The 18,898-nt window shown below is 72.7% G+C and carries 17 protein-coding genes; 12 read left to right on the top strand and 5 right to left on the bottom strand.

Translation table 11 applies throughout. The annotated features are described in order from the left end of the window. Positions 1-4 precede the first annotated feature (4 nt). Complete coding sequence (locus AB0K00_RS19130; RefSeq protein ID WP_363522436.1) at positions 5-1,510, bottom strand: MFS transporter; 1,506 nt, start codon at positions 1,508-1,510, stop codon at positions 5-7. Positions 1,511-1,595: 85 nt separating this feature from the next. Between AB0K00_RS19130 and AB0K00_RS19125 the strand changes: the two genes are divergently transcribed. Then, positions 1,596-2,564 (top strand): Lrp/AsnC family transcriptional regulator, encoded by a 969-nt coding sequence (locus AB0K00_RS19125; RefSeq protein ID WP_363522434.1) that lies wholly within the window; start codon positions 1,596-1,598, stop codon positions 2,562-2,564. On the opposite strand, the gene AB0K00_RS19120 is transcribed toward AB0K00_RS19125, so the two are convergent. Next, positions 2,533-5,019, bottom strand: coding sequence for a GH116 family glycosyl hydrolase (locus AB0K00_RS19120; RefSeq protein WP_363522433.1), 2,487 nt, complete (start codon positions 5,017-5,019; stop codon positions 2,533-2,535). The genes AB0K00_RS19125 and AB0K00_RS19120 overlap by 32 nt on opposite strands. A 235-nt stretch (positions 5,020-5,254) precedes the next feature. On the opposite strand from AB0K00_RS19120, the gene AB0K00_RS19115 reads away from it, so the two are divergent. The 9 genes from AB0K00_RS19115 (at position 5,255) to AB0K00_RS19075 (ending at position 15,181) form a co-directional block, all read left to right on the top strand. Beyond that, positions 5,255-6,238: a LacI family DNA-binding transcriptional regulator gene (locus tag AB0K00_RS19115; protein ID WP_363522432.1), complete on the top strand. Its 984-nt coding sequence runs from the start codon at positions 5,255-5,257 to the stop codon at positions 6,236-6,238. Between the two features lie 128 nt (positions 6,239-6,366). Continuing rightward, complete coding sequence (locus AB0K00_RS19110) at positions 6,367-7,683, top strand: sugar ABC transporter substrate-binding protein (RefSeq protein WP_363522430.1); 1,317 nt, start codon at positions 6,367-6,369, stop codon at positions 7,681-7,683. A gap of 26 nt (positions 7,684-7,709) precedes the next feature. Next, complete coding sequence (locus tag AB0K00_RS19105) at positions 7,710-8,663, top strand: sugar ABC transporter permease (protein ID WP_363522428.1); 954 nt, start codon at positions 7,710-7,712, stop codon at positions 8,661-8,663. Then, positions 8,660-9,496 (top strand): carbohydrate ABC transporter permease, encoded by an 837-nt coding sequence (locus AB0K00_RS19100; RefSeq protein ID WP_363522427.1) that lies wholly within the window; start codon positions 8,660-8,662, stop codon positions 9,494-9,496. Before AB0K00_RS19105 ends, AB0K00_RS19100 begins: the two co-directional genes overlap by 4 nt. Then, on the top strand, positions 9,493-10,116 hold the full coding sequence (locus tag AB0K00_RS19095) for a hypothetical protein (RefSeq protein WP_363522426.1): 624 nt from the start codon (positions 9,493-9,495) through the stop codon (positions 10,114-10,116). The genes AB0K00_RS19100 and AB0K00_RS19095 overlap by 4 nt, the downstream gene beginning before the upstream one ends. After that, entirely contained in the window at positions 10,113-10,997 is an 885-nt protein-coding gene (locus tag AB0K00_RS19090) for an alpha/beta hydrolase fold domain-containing protein (protein WP_363522425.1), read from the top strand. Before AB0K00_RS19095 ends, AB0K00_RS19090 begins: the two co-directional genes overlap by 4 nt. Before the next feature lie 76 nt (positions 10,998-11,073). After that, complete coding sequence (locus AB0K00_RS19085) at positions 11,074-12,069, top strand: LacI family DNA-binding transcriptional regulator (RefSeq protein WP_363522423.1); 996 nt, start codon at positions 11,074-11,076, stop codon at positions 12,067-12,069. Beyond that, positions 12,066-13,547: an FGGY-family carbohydrate kinase gene (locus tag AB0K00_RS19080; protein ID WP_363522421.1), complete on the top strand. Its 1,482-nt coding sequence runs from the start codon at positions 12,066-12,068 to the stop codon at positions 13,545-13,547. The genes AB0K00_RS19085 and AB0K00_RS19080 overlap by 4 nt, the downstream gene beginning before the upstream one ends. Continuing rightward, the gene (locus AB0K00_RS19075) at positions 13,544-15,181 is read left to right on the top strand and encodes a fucose isomerase (RefSeq protein WP_363522420.1); all 1,638 of its coding nucleotides are present in this window, start codon (positions 13,544-13,546) and stop codon (positions 15,179-15,181) included. Before AB0K00_RS19080 ends, AB0K00_RS19075 begins: the two co-directional genes overlap by 4 nt. A 31-nt stretch (positions 15,182-15,212) precedes the next feature. Here the strand turns inward: AB0K00_RS19075 and AB0K00_RS19070 are convergent, their stop codons facing one another. The 3 genes from AB0K00_RS19070 to AB0K00_RS19060 are packed head-to-tail and all read right to left on the bottom strand — an operon-like array spanning position 15,213 to position 17,253. Continuing rightward, entirely contained in the window at positions 15,213-15,791 is a 579-nt protein-coding gene (locus AB0K00_RS19070; RefSeq protein WP_363522418.1) for a hypothetical protein, read from the bottom strand. Further along, entirely contained in the window at positions 15,788-16,549 is a 762-nt protein-coding gene (locus AB0K00_RS19065) for a hypothetical protein (protein ID WP_363522417.1), read from the bottom strand. Before AB0K00_RS19065 ends, AB0K00_RS19070 begins: the two co-directional genes overlap by 4 nt. Beyond that, positions 16,546-17,253 (bottom strand): ATP-binding cassette domain-containing protein, encoded by a 708-nt coding sequence (locus AB0K00_RS19060; protein WP_363522415.1) that lies wholly within the window; start codon positions 17,251-17,253, stop codon positions 16,546-16,548. The genes AB0K00_RS19065 and AB0K00_RS19060 overlap by 4 nt, the downstream gene beginning before the upstream one ends. 112 nt (positions 17,254-17,365) lie before the next feature. Between AB0K00_RS19060 and AB0K00_RS19055 the strand changes: the two genes are divergently transcribed. Continuing rightward, positions 17,366-18,214, top strand: a complete 849-nt coding sequence (locus AB0K00_RS19055; protein WP_363522413.1) for a histidine kinase — start codon at positions 17,366-17,368, stop codon at positions 18,212-18,214. Further along, positions 18,211-18,876: a response regulator transcription factor gene (locus tag AB0K00_RS19050; protein WP_363522412.1), complete on the top strand. Its 666-nt coding sequence runs from the start codon at positions 18,211-18,213 to the stop codon at positions 18,874-18,876. Before AB0K00_RS19055 ends, AB0K00_RS19050 begins: the two co-directional genes overlap by 4 nt. The last annotated feature ends 22 nt before the right edge of the window (positions 18,877-18,898 follow it).

The raw sequence follows: 18,898 nt of genomic DNA, 5'->3' as shown, positions 1-18,898 counted from the left end.
GGTCTCAGGGTCGTGGGGACGCGATCCGGGCGGCGCCCCGCGGCGAAGGTTGCGGGTGGTGCGGCGCCGGGTGGCGGAGCAGGGTCAGGACCGCCACCCCGGCCGCGGCGGCGATGACGGCGCTGATGAGGAAGATGCGGTCCAGGCCGGCGGCGTACGCGGCGCGCAGCGCGTCGGCCGGCACCTGCTGGAGCAGGTCGGCGTAGCCGCCGCCGGTGAGGTGCCGGGCCGCGGCCGGGTCGGTGACGCCGCTGCCGGCCAGGACGTGTCCGGCCCGGCCGGTGACCACGGTGGCGAAGGCCGGCAGGGCCAGGGCGTAGCCGAGCTGGCGGAACGTGTTCGACGCGCCGTTGGCCATGCCGGCCCGGTCCGGTGGGGCGGCGGCGAGGGCCGCCGAGGCCAGGACCGGGGTGCTCAGGCCGACGCCGAGGCCGGTCACGCAGAGCCCGGGCACCAGCGCGGCCCAGCCCGACGAGGGGCCGACGAGCATGCACAGCGTGGTGCCGGCGGCGACGAGCAGCAGGCCCCAGCCGATGCTGTGCCGCGGGGGGACCGCGTGCAGCAGCCGCCCGCCGGCCGCGGCCACCACGAACGCCACCACCGCCATCGGCGCCAGGACGAGGCCGGCGGCCATCGCGCCGAGGCCGAGCACGGACTGCGCCCACAGCGACACGAAGACCAGGTTGGCGAAGGCCGCCGCGGGCAGCGCCGCCGCGCCCAGCATCAGCACGGCGAACGACGGCCGGCGGAACAGGGCGAGGTCCAGCATCGGGTTGGCCCGGGCGCGCTCCAGCAGCACGAATCCCACGGTCGCGGCGGCGCCGGCGGCGAGCACAGCGGCGGTCACGGGGTCGGTCCAACCGGTGTCGCCGGCGCGGATGAGGCCGTACACCACGAGACCGGCGGCGGCGGTGAAGACCGTCACGCCGGGCACGTCGATCCGCCCGGTCGCCGACCCGCGGCCGCTGGGCATGGCGAGCCTGGCCAGTACCGCGGCGATCACCGCCACCGGCAGGTTGACCAGGAAGATCGACCGCCAGCCGACGTGCTCCGTGAGGAACCCGCCGAGGATCGGCCCGGCCGCGGCGGCGGCACCGTTGGCCGCGCCCCACACGCCGAACGCGACGGAACGGTCCCTGCCGGTGTAGACGGTGCCGAGCAGCGCCGCGTTGGTGGCGTACATCGCCGCCGCGCCGGCGCCCTGCACGCCCCGGGCGGCGATGAGCGTGCCGATCCCGGGCGCGAGGCCGCAGGCGAGGGAGGCGGCGGCGAAGACGACCAGGCCGGCGATGAACACCCGGCGGTGGCCGAGCCGGTCGGACAGGGAGCCGGCCGCCATCAGCAGCGCCGCGAGGACCAGCACGTACAGGTCGACGGTCCACTGCAGCGCGGCGAACGACGAGTGCAGTTCCCGCGCCAGGTCGGGCGCGGCGATGCCGACGATCGTCAGGTCGATCAGCAGCATGAAGGTGCTCAGCGAGACCGCGAGTAGGGGCAACCATTTGCGCATGGCCAGCACGATGCACCGGGACCGGCAGATTCGGCGTCAACCACGAAGAATCCGGCGGATTCTGACACGCTGCTACGGTCAGACGGTGGATCCACTCACGCTTGACGAGCTGGACCGGCAGCTGGTGCACGCGTTGCAGGTCGACGGGCGCGCCCCGTTCAGCCGGATCGCCGCCGTGCTCGGCGCCTCGGACCGCACGATCGCCCGGCGCTACCTGCGCCTGCGCGAGTCGGGTGCGCTGCGGGTCGTGGGGCTGCCCGAAGCGGCGGCGCTCGGCCACGTCGACTGGCTGGTGCGGATGCGGTGCTCGCCGGACGCCGCCATGCCGGTGGCCGCCGCGCTCGCCCGCCGCGAGGACACCTCATGGGTCACGCTGGTGTCCGGTGGCACGGAGATCACCTGCATCACCCGGACCCGGTCGCAGTCCGCCGACGGTGACCTGCTGCTGCAGAAGCTCCCCCGCACGCCACGGATCACGGTCGTCAGCGCGCACTGCATGCTGCGCGGCGTGGCCGGCCTGCACGGCTGGCCCGGCCGCACCGCCGCCCTCACTCAGGACCAGATCGCCGCGTTGCGCCAGCCGCCGCCCGCTCAGGAAGCGACGCCACCGCCGACCGCACACGACAACGGCCTGCTCGCCGCGCTCGCCAAGGACGGCCGCGCCACCCTCGCCGCCCTGGCCGCAGCCACGGGATGGTCCGAGACGACGGTGCGGCGCCGGCTGGACGAGCTGTGCCGCGGCAACGTGCTGTATTTCGACGTCGAGATCGAGCCCGCCCTGTTCGGCTACACCGCCGAGGCGATGATGTGGCTCACCGTCGCGCCGGCCGCGCTCACCGCCACCACCCAGGCCCTCGCCATGCATCCGCAGATCGCCTACGCGGCGGCGACAACAGGCCCCGCCAACGTCTCCGCGTCGGTGATCTGCCGCGACCTCAACGAGTTGTACGAGTACATCGCCGGCGACATCGGCTCGCTGCCCGGCATCACCCAGGTGGAGACCGCCCCGGTCGTGCGCCGGGTCAAGGGCGGCGGGACGCTGCTGGTGCCGTGACCACCGCGTCCACAGGCAGGGCGCCGCCGAGGACATCCAGGTCGACGCTGCCGTCAAGCGCGACGGTGACCGTGCCCCAGGCGGTGCCGGCCACGAACGGGAACCGGCCCGGCCGGGCGCCGACGCGCAGCGTGCGGGTGACGGCGTCGTAGTGGAAGCCGGTGTAGGCGTCCAGCAGCGACCAGCCGGCCATGGCGCGCACGTAGTGGTCGCCGCACTCGACCTCGTTGAACGGGTTGCGGCGGGTCCCGTCGTAGCGCTGCTGCAGGCCGGTCAGGATCGCCGTCGCCTCCTCATGCATGCCCTCGTACAGGCAGTGCGCCGCGACCTGGTACTCCACCCCGGTCCACACCTCGTCGCAGTAGCGCAGCGGGACGGCCGGGCGGCCACCGTGCGGCCAGCTGCACACGACCAGGCCGGTCTCGTCGCCGTCGGCGAAGACGCGGTAGCCGTGCTCGCCGAAGCCGGTGCGCAGGTTGTACCGCACGATCGAGGCCAGTGCCGTGCGGACCCGGTCGGCGGGCAGGATGTGGCCGAGGTCCAGCTGATGCGCCCACCACTGGCCGAGCAGCTGGTCGGACAGGCAGCCGCGGCCGAAGTCGTACGCCTCGCCGGTGGCCGGCTGGGCGTAGAACTCGCCGTTCCACAGCAGCTTGTCGTAGGTGTCGCGGCCGATCGTGAACCGGTCCAGGAACGCGGCGGCGGCGGTCGGCTCGACGATGGCGGCCATCCGGTGCATGGCGAGCAGCGCCGCCAGCCACAGCCCGCCGACGAACATGTTCGGGCCGTGCAGGCTGATGTCGTACGTGACGGGCTGGTCGCCCTCCAGCACACCGTCGCCGTCGGGGTCCCACGTCGTGGTGATGTGCTGCATGAGGCGGCGCAGCGCCGGCCAGTGCCCGCGCAGCCAGTCCTCGCCGGCGCCGTCGAGCACCGAGCGGTAGGTCTTGAGCACGGCGCCGAGCATGCCGTCCAGCGCCGGGCGTTCCGGGCCGCCGATGGCCACACCGTGCAGCGGCGGCAGGTACCGCGGCAGCACCACCCGGTGCGGCACGGCGCCGTCGGGTGCCTGCGCCGCGAGCTCGGTGTCGCGCAGGTCGCGGCCGACGTCGGGGAAGAGCCGGGACAGCGCCTGCTCGTAGTTGAAGACGTGGTTGCAGTTGAGCGGGCAGGACCCGCCGACGTCGCCGTTCCAGTTGCGGGTGGAGGCGCCGAGCGCGCCCTCGAAGCCGTAGGCGTGCCCGTCGGCGGTGCGGAACAGCGCCGGCGAGCGGACCAGGGTGCCCTGCGCGGACACGGTCTCGCGCAGCGCCGGCGGCAGGTCGCTGTGCCGCACCGCGTCCGCCCAGGCGCGGGAGGCGGTGTCGAGGCGCTCCCGGTCGGCGAGGTAGGCGTCCAGCACGTCGAGGGCACCGCCGAAACGGGTCGCGTAATGGTTGCCGACCCAGAACCGGCTGCCGGTGTACGGATGCTGCGGGCCGAACCGGTCGAAGTCGGCGTACCGGTTGGGGAACCACCAGGCGTGCACGACGTCGATCGTGGCGGTCTCGCCGGGTTGCAGCGCGAAGGCGACGGCGACCGCGGCGTCCCAGGTGTGCCCGGCGGGGCTCGGACCGGTGGGCGCGCGCAGCGGTGACACGCCGCCGGCGACGGCGGCGCGCAGGGCGGCGTCGCTGTAGTCGCCGAGCTGGATCGGGGTCACCAGCTTCGCGGTCTCCACGAAGCGCAGCATCGCCTCGGCGCTGTGCGCGCGGGGCAGCGCGGCGGCCGGGGCGTCGGTCCACAGCAGCATCTCGCCGTAGGCGGCGTCGTCCTCGGCGAGGCCGGGGTGGTCCATGAGCACGCCGGTCTGGCCGGGGCGGCGCAGCAGCCGGTTGACGTTGCCGCCGTAACCGGCGCCGCGGGTGCCGTCGATCGGGGTGACGCCGTCCCAGCCGACCGCGTTCTGCAGCGTGCCGAGCAGCCAGCCGTGCCGGAACTCGGTGCTGGTGTTGCTGACCGTGAACCGGTAGCGCACCAGCGGCAGCGCGCTGGCGTGCGACTCGAGGGGCACGAACGGGGTGAACGCCGACAGCGCCACCGCGACCGGTAGCGCGTCGTCGGTGTAGGTGACGTCCGCGAAGGGGTACGCGACCTCGATCGACGTGTCCTGCACGGTGGGCCAGGGCGGCAGCCGGTCGGCGTCGGGCACGTCGGCGTCGTTGACGTTGGGCGCCGGGTTCGGGTGCGGCGGCAGCGGCGCGGCGCGCAGGAGGCGCACGACGTCGGCGGGCGGTTCCAGGGACGAGACCCGCAGCGCGAAGAAGCTGTCGGGCACGAACCCGAGGTGGTTGGCCACGCCGGACAGCTGCCACTGGCGCAGGGCGCCGTCGCCGCCGAGGGCCACGTGGCCGGTGCCGAAGCCGCCGAGCGGGAACGCGACGGCGCGCCGGGCGTCGCCGGAATAGCGCTTCATCGGACACGCTCCGCCATGGTCACGCCGGTACCATCCTTCGTCGGCCCTCAGAGGGCACTCGGGGGCAGGAGTCCACGCAATGCCCGGTCCGGCAAGGGAACCGCGCCGTGAAATCGATTTCACACAAGGTAGACGCGGGCCTCGGAGCCTGTCAAGAGCGGGTCACCGGCCGGAAATTCGTAACGCAGCGTCACTGATGCCGAAGAGGCAAGCATGTCACCTAAAGTGATCTGCCATGGCCACCATCTACGAGGTTGCGGCGCTCGCCGGGGTCTCCCCCGCGACCGTCTCGCGCGTCTTCAACGGGCTCACGGTCTCGGAGGAGAAGAAGCGCCTCGTGCACGAGGCGGCCACGAAGCTGGCCTTCACGCCGAACAAGACCGCCCGGCGGCTACGCCGGCAGAGCTCCGAGATCATCGCGCTGCTCATCCCCGACATCGAGAACCCGTTCTTCACCGCGCTCGCCCGCGGGGTCGAGGACCGCGCCCGGGAGGCGGGGTTCTCCCTCGTGCTGTGCAACACCGACGACGACCCGGCCAAGGAGCTGCACTACCTGGAGATCGTGGCGTCGGAGCAGATGGCGGGCGTGATCCTGTCGCCGGCCTCCGACGAGGTCGACCTGGGCGCGATCGTGTCGCTGGGCCGCCCCGTCGTCGCCGTGGACCGCACCACGCCCTACCCGGTCGACGCCGTCAAGATCGACAACCGGGCGGCCGGCATCGGCGCGACGACGGCGCTGTTCGACGCGGGGTACCGCCGCATCGCCTGCATCGCGGGACCGGCCGGGATCGAGACCACCGAGGACCGCTTCCTCGGCTGGCGCCAGGTCGTCGTCGCCCGCAAGACCGTGCTGCACGACGGCTACCTGCAGCACGCGAACTTCCGCGTCGACGGCGGGCGGGCCGCGATGCGGGCGCTGCTCGCCCTGGACACCCCGCCGGACGCGGTCGTGACGACCAACAACCTGATGGCGGTCGGCGCGCTGCAGGCCCTCGCGGCGGCCGGGATCGCGCCGGACGAGTTCGGCCTCGCCGTGCTCGGCGAGCTGCCGTTCATGGCCCTCACGCCGACCCCGTTCGTGCAGGTCCGGCTGCCCGCCCGGCACCTCGGCCGGACCGCCGCGGCGATGCTGCTGGAGCGCATCGGCGGCGACAGCCAACCGCCGCGCACCGTGGTCCTGCGCGCCGAGGTCAACCCGCAGGACGAGCAGGCGCTGTAATCGATATCAGGACGTTGCGTCCCTGATCAGAGGCGTGGCAAGGGCGCGAAGTCCGGAGTCTTGACGAAATCGATTTCTTGGACTTCACTGTGCCCGACCGCTTCTCAACGGAGAGGGACAGCACGCTTATGAACATTCCGTTCCGCAAGGTCGCGCTGGTCATCGCCACAGTCGCGATGACGGCGACCGCCCTTGTGGGTTGTTCCAGCGACAAGGACGCCAAGTCCGGCGACCAGTCGCTCGAGATCGCTTACTGGAACTACGGCCCCGCCGCGGAAAGCGGCAACAAGGCCACGGCAGACGCCTTCATGGCGGCGCACGCCGGAGTGAAAGTCACCCTGACCCCGGTCACCGGCGAGAACTGGGGCACCTACTACGCCAACGTCGCGACGCTCATCGCCTCCGGGAAACACCCCGACCTCATGGTCATCTCCGGCGAGGGCGCCCAGTTCGTGCACGCCAACAAGCTCGTGGTCCCGATCAACAAGTACATCGACAAGGACCCCGAGGCGAAGACCCTCATCGCCGACATCGCACCCGGCCTCATCGACGGCTTCAAGGTCAAGGGCGACATCGTCACGCTGACCTACGGCTGGAACGACATGGTCGTCTACTACAACACCGACGTGTTCAAGAAGGCCGGGATCGACCCGCCGAAGGCCGACTGGACCTGGGACGACTTCAAGGCCACCGCCAAGAAGCTCACCGCCGACACCAACGGCGACGGCAAACCCGACCAGTACGGCTTCACCTGGGCCAGCAACGAGATCTTCCCCGGCATCATGCCCTGGGTCGCCAACGCCGGCGGCAACCTCACCAGCGACGACGTCTGCACGGCGACGACCGACACCCCGCAGGTCAACAAGGCCGTGTCATTCCTGCGCGGGCTCATCACCGACGGCATCGCACCCGCGCCGATGCCGATGAGCGACGTCTTCACCCGCTTCCAGAACGGCCAGATCGCGATGTTCGGCGCCGGCCGCTGGCCGATCGGCACCTTCGTCCCCGCCGGGTTCAAGGCGTTCGACATCCAGCTCTACCCCAAGGGCGACACCTACAAGACCGTGTTCGGCGGCGCCGGCTACCCCATCCTCAAGTCGTCGAAGAACCCGGACCTCGCCTGGGAGTACCAGAAGTTCACCCTCAGCGACGCCATCGAGCAGCAGTACGTCGGCACCCCTGACAAGCCCGGTGACTCCATCCCGTCCCGCCGCTCGGTCGCGCAGACGATCTCGAAGGTCGGCGTCCCGCCCGCGAACTCGGACCTGTTCTACAACAGCATCGACAAGTACCCGACCCTCGTGCCGTACCCCGCCCCCGCGAAGTACAGCACCTTCGAGTCCACCGTCCTGCGCCACCTGCAACTCATCTTCGCCGGTGAGGCTTCGGTCTCCGACGGCCTCAAGAACATGCAGAGTGAACTCAGCAGCATCGTCACCTGCTGACCCGGCACGACACCGCAAGGCGGACCATGAGCACCAGTAGCACGACGCCCCAGTCCGGGGTCGGCGGCCACCCGGCCGCCGCCCCGGGCCCACGGGCCGAGCACCGCCGCCGCGGCGACGGGCTCCCGGCCCTCGCGTTCCTCACCCCGTCGATCGTCACATTCCTCGTCTTCGTCCTCGCCCCGACCGTGGGCGTGCTGGTCCTGAGCTTCTACGACTGGAACCTGCTCAGCGACGGCACGTTCGTCGGCCTGGACAACTTCGACCGGCTCGCCCACGACGAGCGCCTGCTCGGGGTCTACGGCTCCACCACCTACATGGCGCTGGTCATCCTCGCCGTCAACGTCGCCGTCGGGCTCCTGCTCGCCGTGCTCCTCGAAACCAGGATGCCGGCCTGGCTGCGTGGCTTCTTCCGGCTGTCGTTCCTGTTCCCGTTCGTGGTGTCCGCCTCGGCGGTCGCCCTGATCTGGCGGTTCCTGCTCAACAAGGACCTCGGCCTGGTCAACTACCTGCTCGGGCTGCTGCACGTGGACCGGATCGACTGGCTCGGCTCGTCGGCGTTCGCCCCGGTCTCGGTCATCCTCGTCAGCTCCTGGAAGACGATCGGCTTCTCGATCCTGGTGTACATCGCCGGCCTGCAGTCGATCCCGGCGCAGCTGAAGGAGGCCGCGATCGTCGACGGCGCCAACGCCTGGACCCGCTTCTGGCGGATCACCTTCCCGCTGCTGTCACCGACGATCTTCTTCCTCGTCGTGATCAACACGATCAACTCGTTCCAGATCTTCGCCGAGCCCAGGGTGCTGACCCAGGGCGGGCCGGGCGACGCCAGCCGCACGATCGTGGAGTACCTGTACGACCGCGCGTTCGGCGACTTCGACCTCGGTTACGCCTCCGCCATCGGCATCACCTTCACGCTGGTGCTGATCGTGCTGACCGCGATCCAGTTCCGGCTCTCACGTAGATGGACCTACTACGAATGAGTCGCCTCAGCCGTACCGGCTCCCGCATCGCCACGTTCGCGATCCTCGGCATCGCGGCGCTCGCGATCACCGCGCCGTTCCTGTGGATCTTCCGCGGGGCGTTCTCCGGCTCCGACGCGGAGCTCTACCGCCTGCCGCCGACGTTCGAACCCGGCAACCTCACCACGGACAACTTCGGCAAGGTCACCGAGCAGGTCCCGTACTTCCGGTTCTTCCTCAACTCGATCATCGTGTCCACCACGATCACCCTCGCCCAGCTCATCACCTGCTCGACCGCCGCCTACGCGTTCGCGCGGCTGCACTTCAAGGGCAAGGGTGTGCTGTTCGCGGTCGTCATCGGCTCGCTGATGATCCCGATCCAGGTGACGATCGTGCCGCTGTTCCTGGTCATGTCGAAACTCGGGCTGACCAACACGCTGTGGGCGCTGATCCTTCCCGGAATCTTCAGCGCCTTCGGGATCTTCCTGCTGCGCCAGCACTTCCTGGCGCTGCCGATGGAGATCGAGGAGGCGGCGAAGCTCGACGGCGCCGGGCACCTGCGCACGTTCGCGCGGATCATCCTGCCGCTGTCCGGGCCGTCGATCGCGACGCTGGGCATCCTGTGCTTCACCTACTGGTGGAACGACCTGCTCCTGCCGCTGGTCATGATCAGCGACACGGAGAAGCAGACGCTGCCGGTCGGCCTGGTGCTGCTCGCGGGGCGGTTCTCCACCGGGTCGCTGGGCACGATCGCGGCCGGCATCGCGATGGCGATCGTCCCGGTGCTGATCGTGTTCGTCCTGGCGCAGCGGTACATCGTGCAGTCCATCGCATCGAGCGGATTGAAGTTATGATCACCATCCCCCGCCTCGCCACCTCTGGGGCCGTGCTGTGCTGGCACGAACTGCCCCGCGCGCTCGCCGCCGGTGGCGCCTGGCTCGCCGCCGCGCTCCCCCTCGTCATGGCCGCCCTGGCCGGCGCCCCGGGTTGGATCCTCGCGGCCGCCACCGTGCCGCCCGCGCTCGTTCTCACCGGCCTGGCGGCCTTCGCGGCCACCGTCGCCCGCGGTGACGGTCCGCGGCTGGCGCTGCTGCGCCGCGTGGATCCGGTGCTGGCGCTGCTCCTCGCGGGCGGCGCGAGCCTCGCCGGCCTCGGCCTCACCGCTGGCGGCCCGGCCGCGCTCGCCGGCGGCGTCGGCGGGGCAGTGCTCCTGCTCGTCGCCCCGTACGCCCTTACCTATGGCGCGCTGCGGGACCGCCGCGGCCTGGCCGCGCTGCGCGGCGGCGCGATCCTGGTCGCCTTCCGGCCCGCCTGGGCGTTCGCGCTCGTGGTGCTGGCCGGCGCGGGTGGGCTCGCCGCGGTGGCGTCCGCCGGGATCCTCGCCGTGGTGGTGCTGCCCCTGCTCCTGGCGGTCGCGGCTGCGATGACGACCGCCCTGCTCGACGAGATCGACACGCTGCAGGGCCGCGCATGACCGGCAAGATCGACCCGGAACTGGTGCCCGGGCTCGCGAACACGCTCACCGCACACCTGCCCGACGGGATCCTCGACGTCGCCACGGTACGAGCCATCGACGACCAGTTGCGGGTTGAGACGGCACCTGCGGAACCCCCGCGGGTGGTGGCGCTCGACGGCGGGCTGGAGCTGCGGGTGCACGGCCCGCTGCACGGCGACGCGTGCCTGCTGTGGATCCACGGCGGCGGGATGTTCCTCGGCAGCGCCCGCACCGAGGACGCCTTCTGCGCCGACCTCGCCGACCGGCTCGGCGTCCCCGTCGTCGCGGTCGACTACCGGCTCGCGCCGGAGCACCCGCATCCCGCGCCGCTGCACGACTGCCTGGCCGCGCTGCACTGGTGCGCGGGGCGCTCCGCACGGGTCGTCGTCGCCGGCGGCAGCGCCGGTGGCGGGCTCGCCGCGGCGCTGTGCCTCCTCGCCCGCGACGAGGGCGGCCCGCCGATCGCCGCCGCGCACCTGTACTACCCGATGCTCGACGACCGGCGGGACACGCCGAGCGCGCTGACGGACCCGCCCGTGTGGAACCGGCGGCTCGCCGACCTCGCCTGGGCCTCCTACCTCGGCGGCCGGCCCGCCGACGCCCTCGCGGCGCCGGCCCGCGCCACCGACCTGCGCGGCCTGCCACCGACGTACCTCGACGTCGGCGACCTCGACCTGTTCCGCGACGAGGACGCCGCCTACGCGGCACGGCTCGCCGACGCGGGGGTCCCGGTGCGGTTCGAGGTGGTGCCCGGCGCCGTGCACGCCTTCGAGCTCATCGCCCCCGACGCCGCGATCAGCCGGGCCACCCGCGAACGCCGGCTGCTCGCACTCACCCACGACCTCAACGGTGCCGCATGACCGGCCAGCGAAGCGGCTCGGGCCGGTCATCAGCAGAGCAGCCCTGGGTCACGCGCCCGGAACGAAGTGAGGACGCATGACCCAGCCTCCGATGGTGACGATCTACCAGGTGGCCGCGCGGGCCGGCGTCTCGCCGGCGACCGTGAGCCGGGTCATGAACGGCACCAAGGTGTCCGCGGAGTCCGAACGCCTCGTGCGCGCCGCCGCCGCCGAGCTGGCGTTCACCCCGAACCGCACCGCCCGGCGGCTGCGCGGCCAGACCTCCGAGGTGATCGCGCTGATCATCCCGGACATCGAGAACCCGTTCTTCACCGCGCTCGCGCGGGGCGTGGAGAACCGGGCCCGGGCCGCCGGCTACTCCGTGGTGCTGTGCAACACCGACGACGACCCGGCGCGGGAGGCGACGTACATCGACATCGCGCTCGCCGAGCACATGGCGGGCGTCATCCTCGCGCCCGCCGACGACGCCAGCGACGTCAGCCGGCTCATCGCCAGCAACCGGCCCGTCGTCGCCGTCGACCGCAGCCTGCACCGCCCCGACATCGACGCGGTCACCGTCGACAACCGCGCCGGCGGGCTGTCGGCAGCCGAGTCGCTGTTCGCGGCGGGGTTCTCCCGGGTCGCGTGCATCACCGGGCCGAACTCGGTGGAGACCGCGCAGCTGCGCATGGAGGGCTGGCAGCGGGCGACCCGGCACCGGCAGCCGGCGCACAACGACGTGCTGCTGCGCTACGCCGACTACCGCGTCGACGGCGGCCGGGCCGCGATGGTGGACCTGCTGAGCCTGCCGGAGCCACCGGACGCGGTGTTCGTCGCGAACAACCTGATGGCCGCCGGCGCCCTGGAGGCGTTGCACGACGCGGGGCTCGCCCCGCCGCGCTTCGGCCTGGCGGTCTTCGGTGACCTGCCGTTCGCCTCCTTCGACCGGCGCGGCATCCGGGTCGTGCCGCTGCCCGCCCGGGAGCTCGGCGAGGCCGCCGCGGGCCTGCTGCTGGAGCGCATCGCCGGCGACACCGGCCCCGCGCGGACGGTGGTCCTGCGCACCGACCACAGAATGCTGGAGCAGCGATGAAGGCGTTCCTGGGCGTGGACATCGGCACGTCGAGCAGCAAGGGCGTCCTCGTCGACGCGGCCGGGCGGGTCCTCGCCACGGCGGTCCGCGAGCACCAGGTGAGCCGCCCGTTCCCCGGCCACGTCGAGATGGACGGCGAGGTGTGGTGGGCGGAGTTCACCTCGATCGCGGCCGAGCTGACCGCCGGTGGCGCCACCGTCGCGGCAGTCGGGGTGAGCGGCATGGGGCCGTGCGTCCTGCTCACCGACGATGCCGGTGTCCCCTTACGCCCCGCCATCCTGTACGGCGTCGACACCCGCGCGTCCACGCAGATCGAGGCCCTCACCGCCGAGCTCGGCGGCCCCGAGGAGATCCTGGCCCGCTGCGGATCGGTGCTGTCCTCGCAGGCGGTCGGGCCGAAGCTGCGCTGGGTCGCCGAGCACGAGCCCGGCACCTGGCGGCGGGCCCGGCGGCTGTTCATGCCCGCGTCGTGGCTGGCGTACCGGCTGACCGGCGCCTACACCCTGGACTTCCACTCGGCGAGCCAGTGCACGCCGCTGTTCGACACGCACGCCCTCGACTGGTACGCGCCGTGGGTGGCCCGCATCGCACCGGACCTCGAGCTGCCGCCCCTGGCGTGGTCCGACGAGGTCGCCGGCGTGACCCGGGCACCGGTCGCGGGCATCCCCGCCGGTACCCCCGTCATCACCGGCACCATCGACGCCTGGACCGAGGCGGTCAGCGTCGACGCGCAGAACCCCGGCGACCTCATGCTCATGTACGGCACGACGATGTTCCTCATCGCGACCGTCCGCGAGCCGCTGACGTCACCGTCGATGTGGGGCACCGTCGGCGCGTTGCGCGGCTCCCGCAACCTCGCCGGCGGGATGGCGACGTCCGGTGCGCTCACCGGCTGGCTGCGCGACCTCGCCGGCGCGCCCGACTTCACGCAGCTGCTGGCCGAGGCGGAGGCGTCCGGGCCGGGCGCACGCGGGCTGCTGATGCTGCCGTACTTCGCCGGCGAACGCACCCCGCTGATGGACCCCGACGCCCGCGGCGTCATCGCCGGGCTGACGCTGTCGCACACCCGCGGCGACCTGTACCGGGCCGCGCTGGAGGCCACCGCGTTCGGCGTGCGGCACAACGTCGAGGCGCTGCGCGACGCCGGCGCCACCGTCGAGCGGGTCGTGGCGGTCGGCGGCGGCACCCGCGGCGGGCTGTGGACCCGCATCGTCAGCGACGTCACCGGCCTGGCGCAGGTCGTGCCGGCCACCACGATCGGGGCGAGCTACGGCGCCGCGTACCTGGCCGCGCGCACAGGCGTCGCGGCGCGCATCGGCGACTGGAACCCACCGGCGGCGACGGTCGAGCCGGACCCGGCCACCCGCGCCGGCTACGACGAGCTGTACGCGCTGTACCGCGAGCTGTACCCCGCCACCCGCACCATCGCTCACACGCTCGCCGCCCGGCAGCGCTTCGCAACGGAGGACGCATCATGACCCCCTACGTTCTGCCCCCCGCACCCTCCCGCCCCGCGGCGGAGCCGAAGACGGCCTACCTCATCGCAAGCGGCGACCTGCGCCCGAAGGCGAACCTCGCGGGCTGGCCCACCCAGGTGCGGATGGAGGCCGACGTGACGGCCGCCTTCGCCGAGCTCGGCTGGACGGTGCGCCGCGCGAACCCGGTCGACCCGGCCACCGGGCACGGGTTCATCTCCAGCCAGCGGATGGGCCTGGAGGTGTTCAAGTCCATCCCCGCCGACGCGCCGCTGATCGTGGCGGAGGCGGTCTGGCAGTACAGCCACCACGTCCTCGCCGGGCTGCGCACCCACCGCGGCCCGATCCTCACCGTCGCGAACTTCGCCGGCACCTGGCCCGGGCTCGTCGGGCTGCTCGGCCTCAACGCCGGCATGGCGAAGATGGGCGTCGCGTATTCGACGATCTGGAGCGTCGACTTCACCGACGACTGGTTCAAGGAGGGCCTGCGCAGCTGGACGTCGACGTGGCAGATCCCGCACGACCAGTCCCACGTGCTGGATCTTCCCCCGCTGGCGGCTTCGGACGAACGCGACCTCGGCCAGGCCCTCGCCCGCCAGCTGCTCGCCGACAAGGCCATCATCGGCGTCTTCGACGAGGGCTGCATGGGCATGTACAACGCCATCATCGACGACGAGCTGCTCAACCCGATCGGCGTCTACAAGGAGCGGCTCTCCCAGAGCACCCTGTGGGCCGAGATGCTCACCGTCGCCGACGACGAGGCCGACGCGGTCGGGCAGTGGCTGCTGGACGCCGGGATGACGTTCCGCCTCGGCACCGACGAGGCCACCGAGCTCACCCCGGCGCAGCTGCGCTGGCAGTACAAGATGTACATCGCGGCGCTGCGCATCAGCGACGACTTCGGGCTCGACGCGGTCGGCATCCAGTACCAGCAGGGCCTCAAGGACCTCTCCCCCGCCTCCGACCTCGCCGAGGGCATCCTCAACAACGTCGAGCGCCCGCCGGTCACGTCCCGCGACGGCGCCCGCGTCCTGTGGGACGGCCAGGCGCTGCCGCACTTCAACGAGGCCGACGAGGGCGTCGCCGTCGACGCCCTGGTCACCAACCGCATCTGGACCGCGATGGGCCTCGACCCGGCGACCACCCTGCACGACGTGCGCTGGGGCGAGGACTACGACGGCGAGTTCGTCTGGGTCTGGGAGATCTCCGGCTCCGTCCCCCCGTCGCATCTCACCGGCGGCTACGCGGGCGCCGTCGGCTGGCGGCAGGATCCGGTGTACTTCCCGCTGGGCGGCTCCACGATCAAGGGCGTCTGCCGCCCCGGCGAGGTCGTCTGGAGCCGGGTGTTCGTCCAGGGCGGCGCGCTGCACGTGGACCTCGGCCGCGCCTCCGCGGTCGCGCTGCCGGACGAGGAGACGCAGCGCCGCTCCGAGGCCACGACCCCCGCCTGGCCGATCATGCACGCCGTCCTGCACGGTGTGACCCGCGACCAGTTCATGGCCCGCCACAAGGCGAACCACCTCAACGTCGCCTACGCGCCGGACGCCGCCACCGCCGACAAGGCGCTGCTGGTGAAGGCGGCCCTGTTCGCCGAGCTCGGCGTGCACGTCCACCTCTGCGGCGACGTCGCCGTCTGAGCTGACGCGCCGGGACGCCCCGGTCGCACCGTCACGCGTCGCGGCGGTGGAACACGCAGCCGGCCAGGATCACGGCCGTCAGCGCCCACACCACCGCCGCCACGCCGCCGCGGGACGCCTCCAGGGTGGCGGTGTCCGGCAGGAAGGGCGCGAACCGGGCGCGCAGCAGCGGGCACGCGACGAAGTACCCGACCAGCAGCAGCACCGCCGCGGTCTCCGCGCGCCGGACCAGCCCCCCGACCGCCGCGGCGAGCAGCGTGGTGAGGGCCAGCGGCACGACGCTCGCCACGGCGGCCACGGCGGGCGTCGTGAGGGTCAGCGGCACGATGCTCGCCGCGGCGGCCACGGCGGCGAACGGCACCGTCACCGCGGCCAGGGTGAGCATCTTCGCCGCGTACAACGGCAGCCGGCGGGGCATGGCGATCAGGGTGGCGCGGATCTGGTCGCCGCCCTGATGCTCGGACGCGGCGGCCAGGACGCCGAACACCACGAAACCCGCCTGCGTGTACTGGACCGGACACACCGTGGACGCGGCGATCGTCAGCAGCACGGTCAGCCACAGCGACGGCAGGGTCAGCAGTTTGTGCAGCTCCGCCCGGACAAGGTTCACGGGTCGCGCCGGTGGAACAGGACGGCGCCGATCGTGAGCAGCACCGCGATCCAGGCCGTCATCACCAGGCCGGCCGTCACCGGGGCGACGCGGACCGGGAAGTCCGCCGTGCGGATGAACATCTGCGCGCCGACGATGTCCGGCAGGTACACGGCCAGGTCGGTGACCTTCGTCAGCAGGTACGACACCGACACGATCGTGCTGTTGACGATCAGGAACGTCAGCGGCATGATCCCGTTGCGGGTGATCAGCGTGACCGAATACGACAGCAGCGCGATCAGCGTCCAGTAGAGGACCGCGGCGGCGACCCGGGCGGGCGCGGGCGCCGGCACGTGCGGGCCGTGCAGGACCTGCGTGAGGGTGAGCGTCGCGGCCGCGGTGACCGCCGCCTGCGCCGCGGCGACGACGACCAGCGCGACCGTCTTCGCGGCCAGCAGCCGCAGCCGGCCGGGCATCGCGGTGAGCGTGGCGGTCAGCTGCCGGGCCCGCGGGGCGTCGTGGCCGGTCGAGGTGTATTCGCTGCTCACGATGACCACGCCGAGCACCATGGGTCCGATGAGCCCGATGCCGAGATCCTGCAGGCCCAGGTCGGACGGGTCCGCGATGGTGCCGTCCTCGATGGCGCGGCGGGTGTACGGCGCATTCACCAGCACGATCACGGGCGCCAGGAGGGTGCCCAGGACCAGGCCGATCCAGGCGGTCGGCAGGCCCAGCAGCTTACGCAGCTCGGCGCGGACCCCCCAGCCCAAACGGCTCACCACGAGCCACCGGACCCCGTCAGGGCGAAGAACGCGTCCTCGAGGGTGGCGTGCCCGCCGGTGACGTCGGCGAGCGCGCCCTGGACCAGGACCCGGCCCTGGTGGATGACGACGACGTCGTCGGCGATCTCGGCCAGCTCACCCATGAGATGGCTGGACAGCAGCACGGTGCGCCCCCGCGCCGCCTGCCCCCGCAGGAACTCCCGCATCCACCGGATGCCGGCGGGGTCGAGGCCGTTGACCGGTTCGTCGAGGACGAGGACCTCGGGGTCGCCGAGCAGCGCGGCGGCCAGCCCGAGCCGGCGGCTCATGCCGAGGGAGTAGCGGCCGGCGCGCTTGCGGGCGTCGCCGGTCAGGCCGACGACGTCGAGGACCTCCGCGACGCGGGCGGCCGGCAGGCCGTTGCTGGCCGCGACCCAGCGCAGGTGCGCGCGGGCGGTGCGGGCGCGGTGGGCGCCGCTGCCGTCCAGCAGCGCGCCGACGGTGGTGAGGGGGCGGTGCAGGTCGCGGTACGCCCGCCCGCAGATCAGCGCGGTGCCCTGCTGGGGGCGGTCCAGGCCGAGCAGGACCCGCAGCGTCGAGGTCTTGCCGGCGCCGTTCTGCCCGAGGAAGCCGGTGACGCGTCCGGGCCGCGCCTCGAACGTGACGTCGTGCAGGATCTGCGCCCTGCCCTTGCGTTTGCTGACGCGATCGATCGTGATCATAGGCCGAGTCAAGCGGGGCGGCGGGCGACGTACATCGGGCCGGGCTCGCAACACGGCGGCGGCCTCGGACCGTGGGCCGTCAGACCCTGGTCTGAGAACTACAGTCGGCGTGGTGACAGCGCATCCGCGTCCCTCGGGGCGCTCCAGCGTCGCGCCGGTGGTCGTCGTCGTGGCCGTGGTCCTCGGCCTGGCCATGTGCACCGTCGGCGGGGACGGGCCAGCGGCGGTCGTGGTGCCGTGGCTGCTGGTCGGCGCGGCCGTCGGCGCCGCGGTGTGGGCCGTGCGCCGCGCCCGCAAGGACCGCAGCGCCTACGAGTCGCGGCTCACCGCGTGGGCGGCGACGGAGGCGGTCCTCGCCGAGCGGCTGCGGATCGCCCGGGACCTGCACGACATCGTCTCGCACGGGCTGGGGCTCATCACGGTGCGTGCGGCCGCGACCCGGCACCTGCCGAAGCCCGACGAGGTGACGGCGGCGCTCACCGACATCGAGGACGCGAGCCGGCACGCGACCGCGGAGCTGCGCCGGATGCTCACGGTCCTGCGCGAGCCGGCCGCCGCCGGGCTCCGTGCGCCGCTGGACGGCATCGACGACCTGCCCCGCATCGTGGACGGGGCGGCGGTCGCCGGGCTGCGGACCCGGCTCACCGTCGACCCGCTCGGCGAGGTGTCCCAGGGCGTGCAGGTTGCCGTCTGCAAGACCGTGCGGGAGGCGTTGAGCAACGCGGCCCGGTACGCGGGACCGACGGACGTGCGCGTACGGGTGCACCGCGACGGGCGCTGCGTGGTGGTCGCGGTGACCGACGCCGGCCCGGCGGACGACGGCTGGCGAGCCGCGCCGGGCGCCGGGCACGGCCTCGACGGCCTGCGCGAGCGGGTCGGCAGCCTCGGCGGCACCCTGACCGCGGAGCCGGTCGACGCCGGCTTCCGCGTCACCGCCCGCATCCCGGACGAGGCCACGTGACCGGGATCCGGGTTCTCCTGGTGGACGACCAGCCGTTGCTGCGGCACAGCCTGGCGATGATCATCAACCACGAGCCGGACCTGGCCGTCGTCGGCGAGGCCGGCGACGGGGCCGACGCCGTCATGACCGCCCGCGCCACCCGCCCGGACGTGATCCTGATGGACGTGCGGATGCCGCGCCTGGACGGCCTCGAGGCGACCCGCCGCATCTGCGCCGACCCGACCCTGACCGGCGCCCGGGTGCTGGTGCTGAGCATGTTCGAGCTCGACGAGTACGTCTACGAGGCGCTGCACGCGGGCGCCTCCGGCTTCCTGCTCAAGGACGCCCGGCCCGAGGAGCTGCTGGAGGCGATCCGCCGCACCCACCGCGGCGAGTCGCTGTTCGCACCGTCGATCCTGACCAGGCTCGTCGCGCACTACGTCGCGGCGCCGCGGCCGGACCGCCCCACGCCGGCGGTGCGGCGGCTGACCGGCCGGGAGGTCGAGGTGCTGACCCTGATCGGCGGCGGGCTGTCCAACGACGAGATCGCCACCGCGCTGATGATCTCCATCAAGACGGTCAAATCGCACATTACGCATCTCATGGCGAAGCTCGCGGCGCGGGACCGGGCGCAGCTGGTGATCGCCGCCTTCGATGCCGGCCTGGTCCGGCCGCGCCCGTGAAAGCCCATGAAACGGGATCGCG

It is taken from the genome of Dactylosporangium sp. NPDC049525 (assembly GCF_040676755.1).
Lineage (GTDB): Bacteria > Actinomycetota > Actinomycetes > Mycobacteriales > Micromonosporaceae > Dactylosporangium.
The sequence above is the reverse complement of the archived record's forward strand: the minus strand, read 5'-3'. Positions and strand labels throughout refer to the sequence as shown.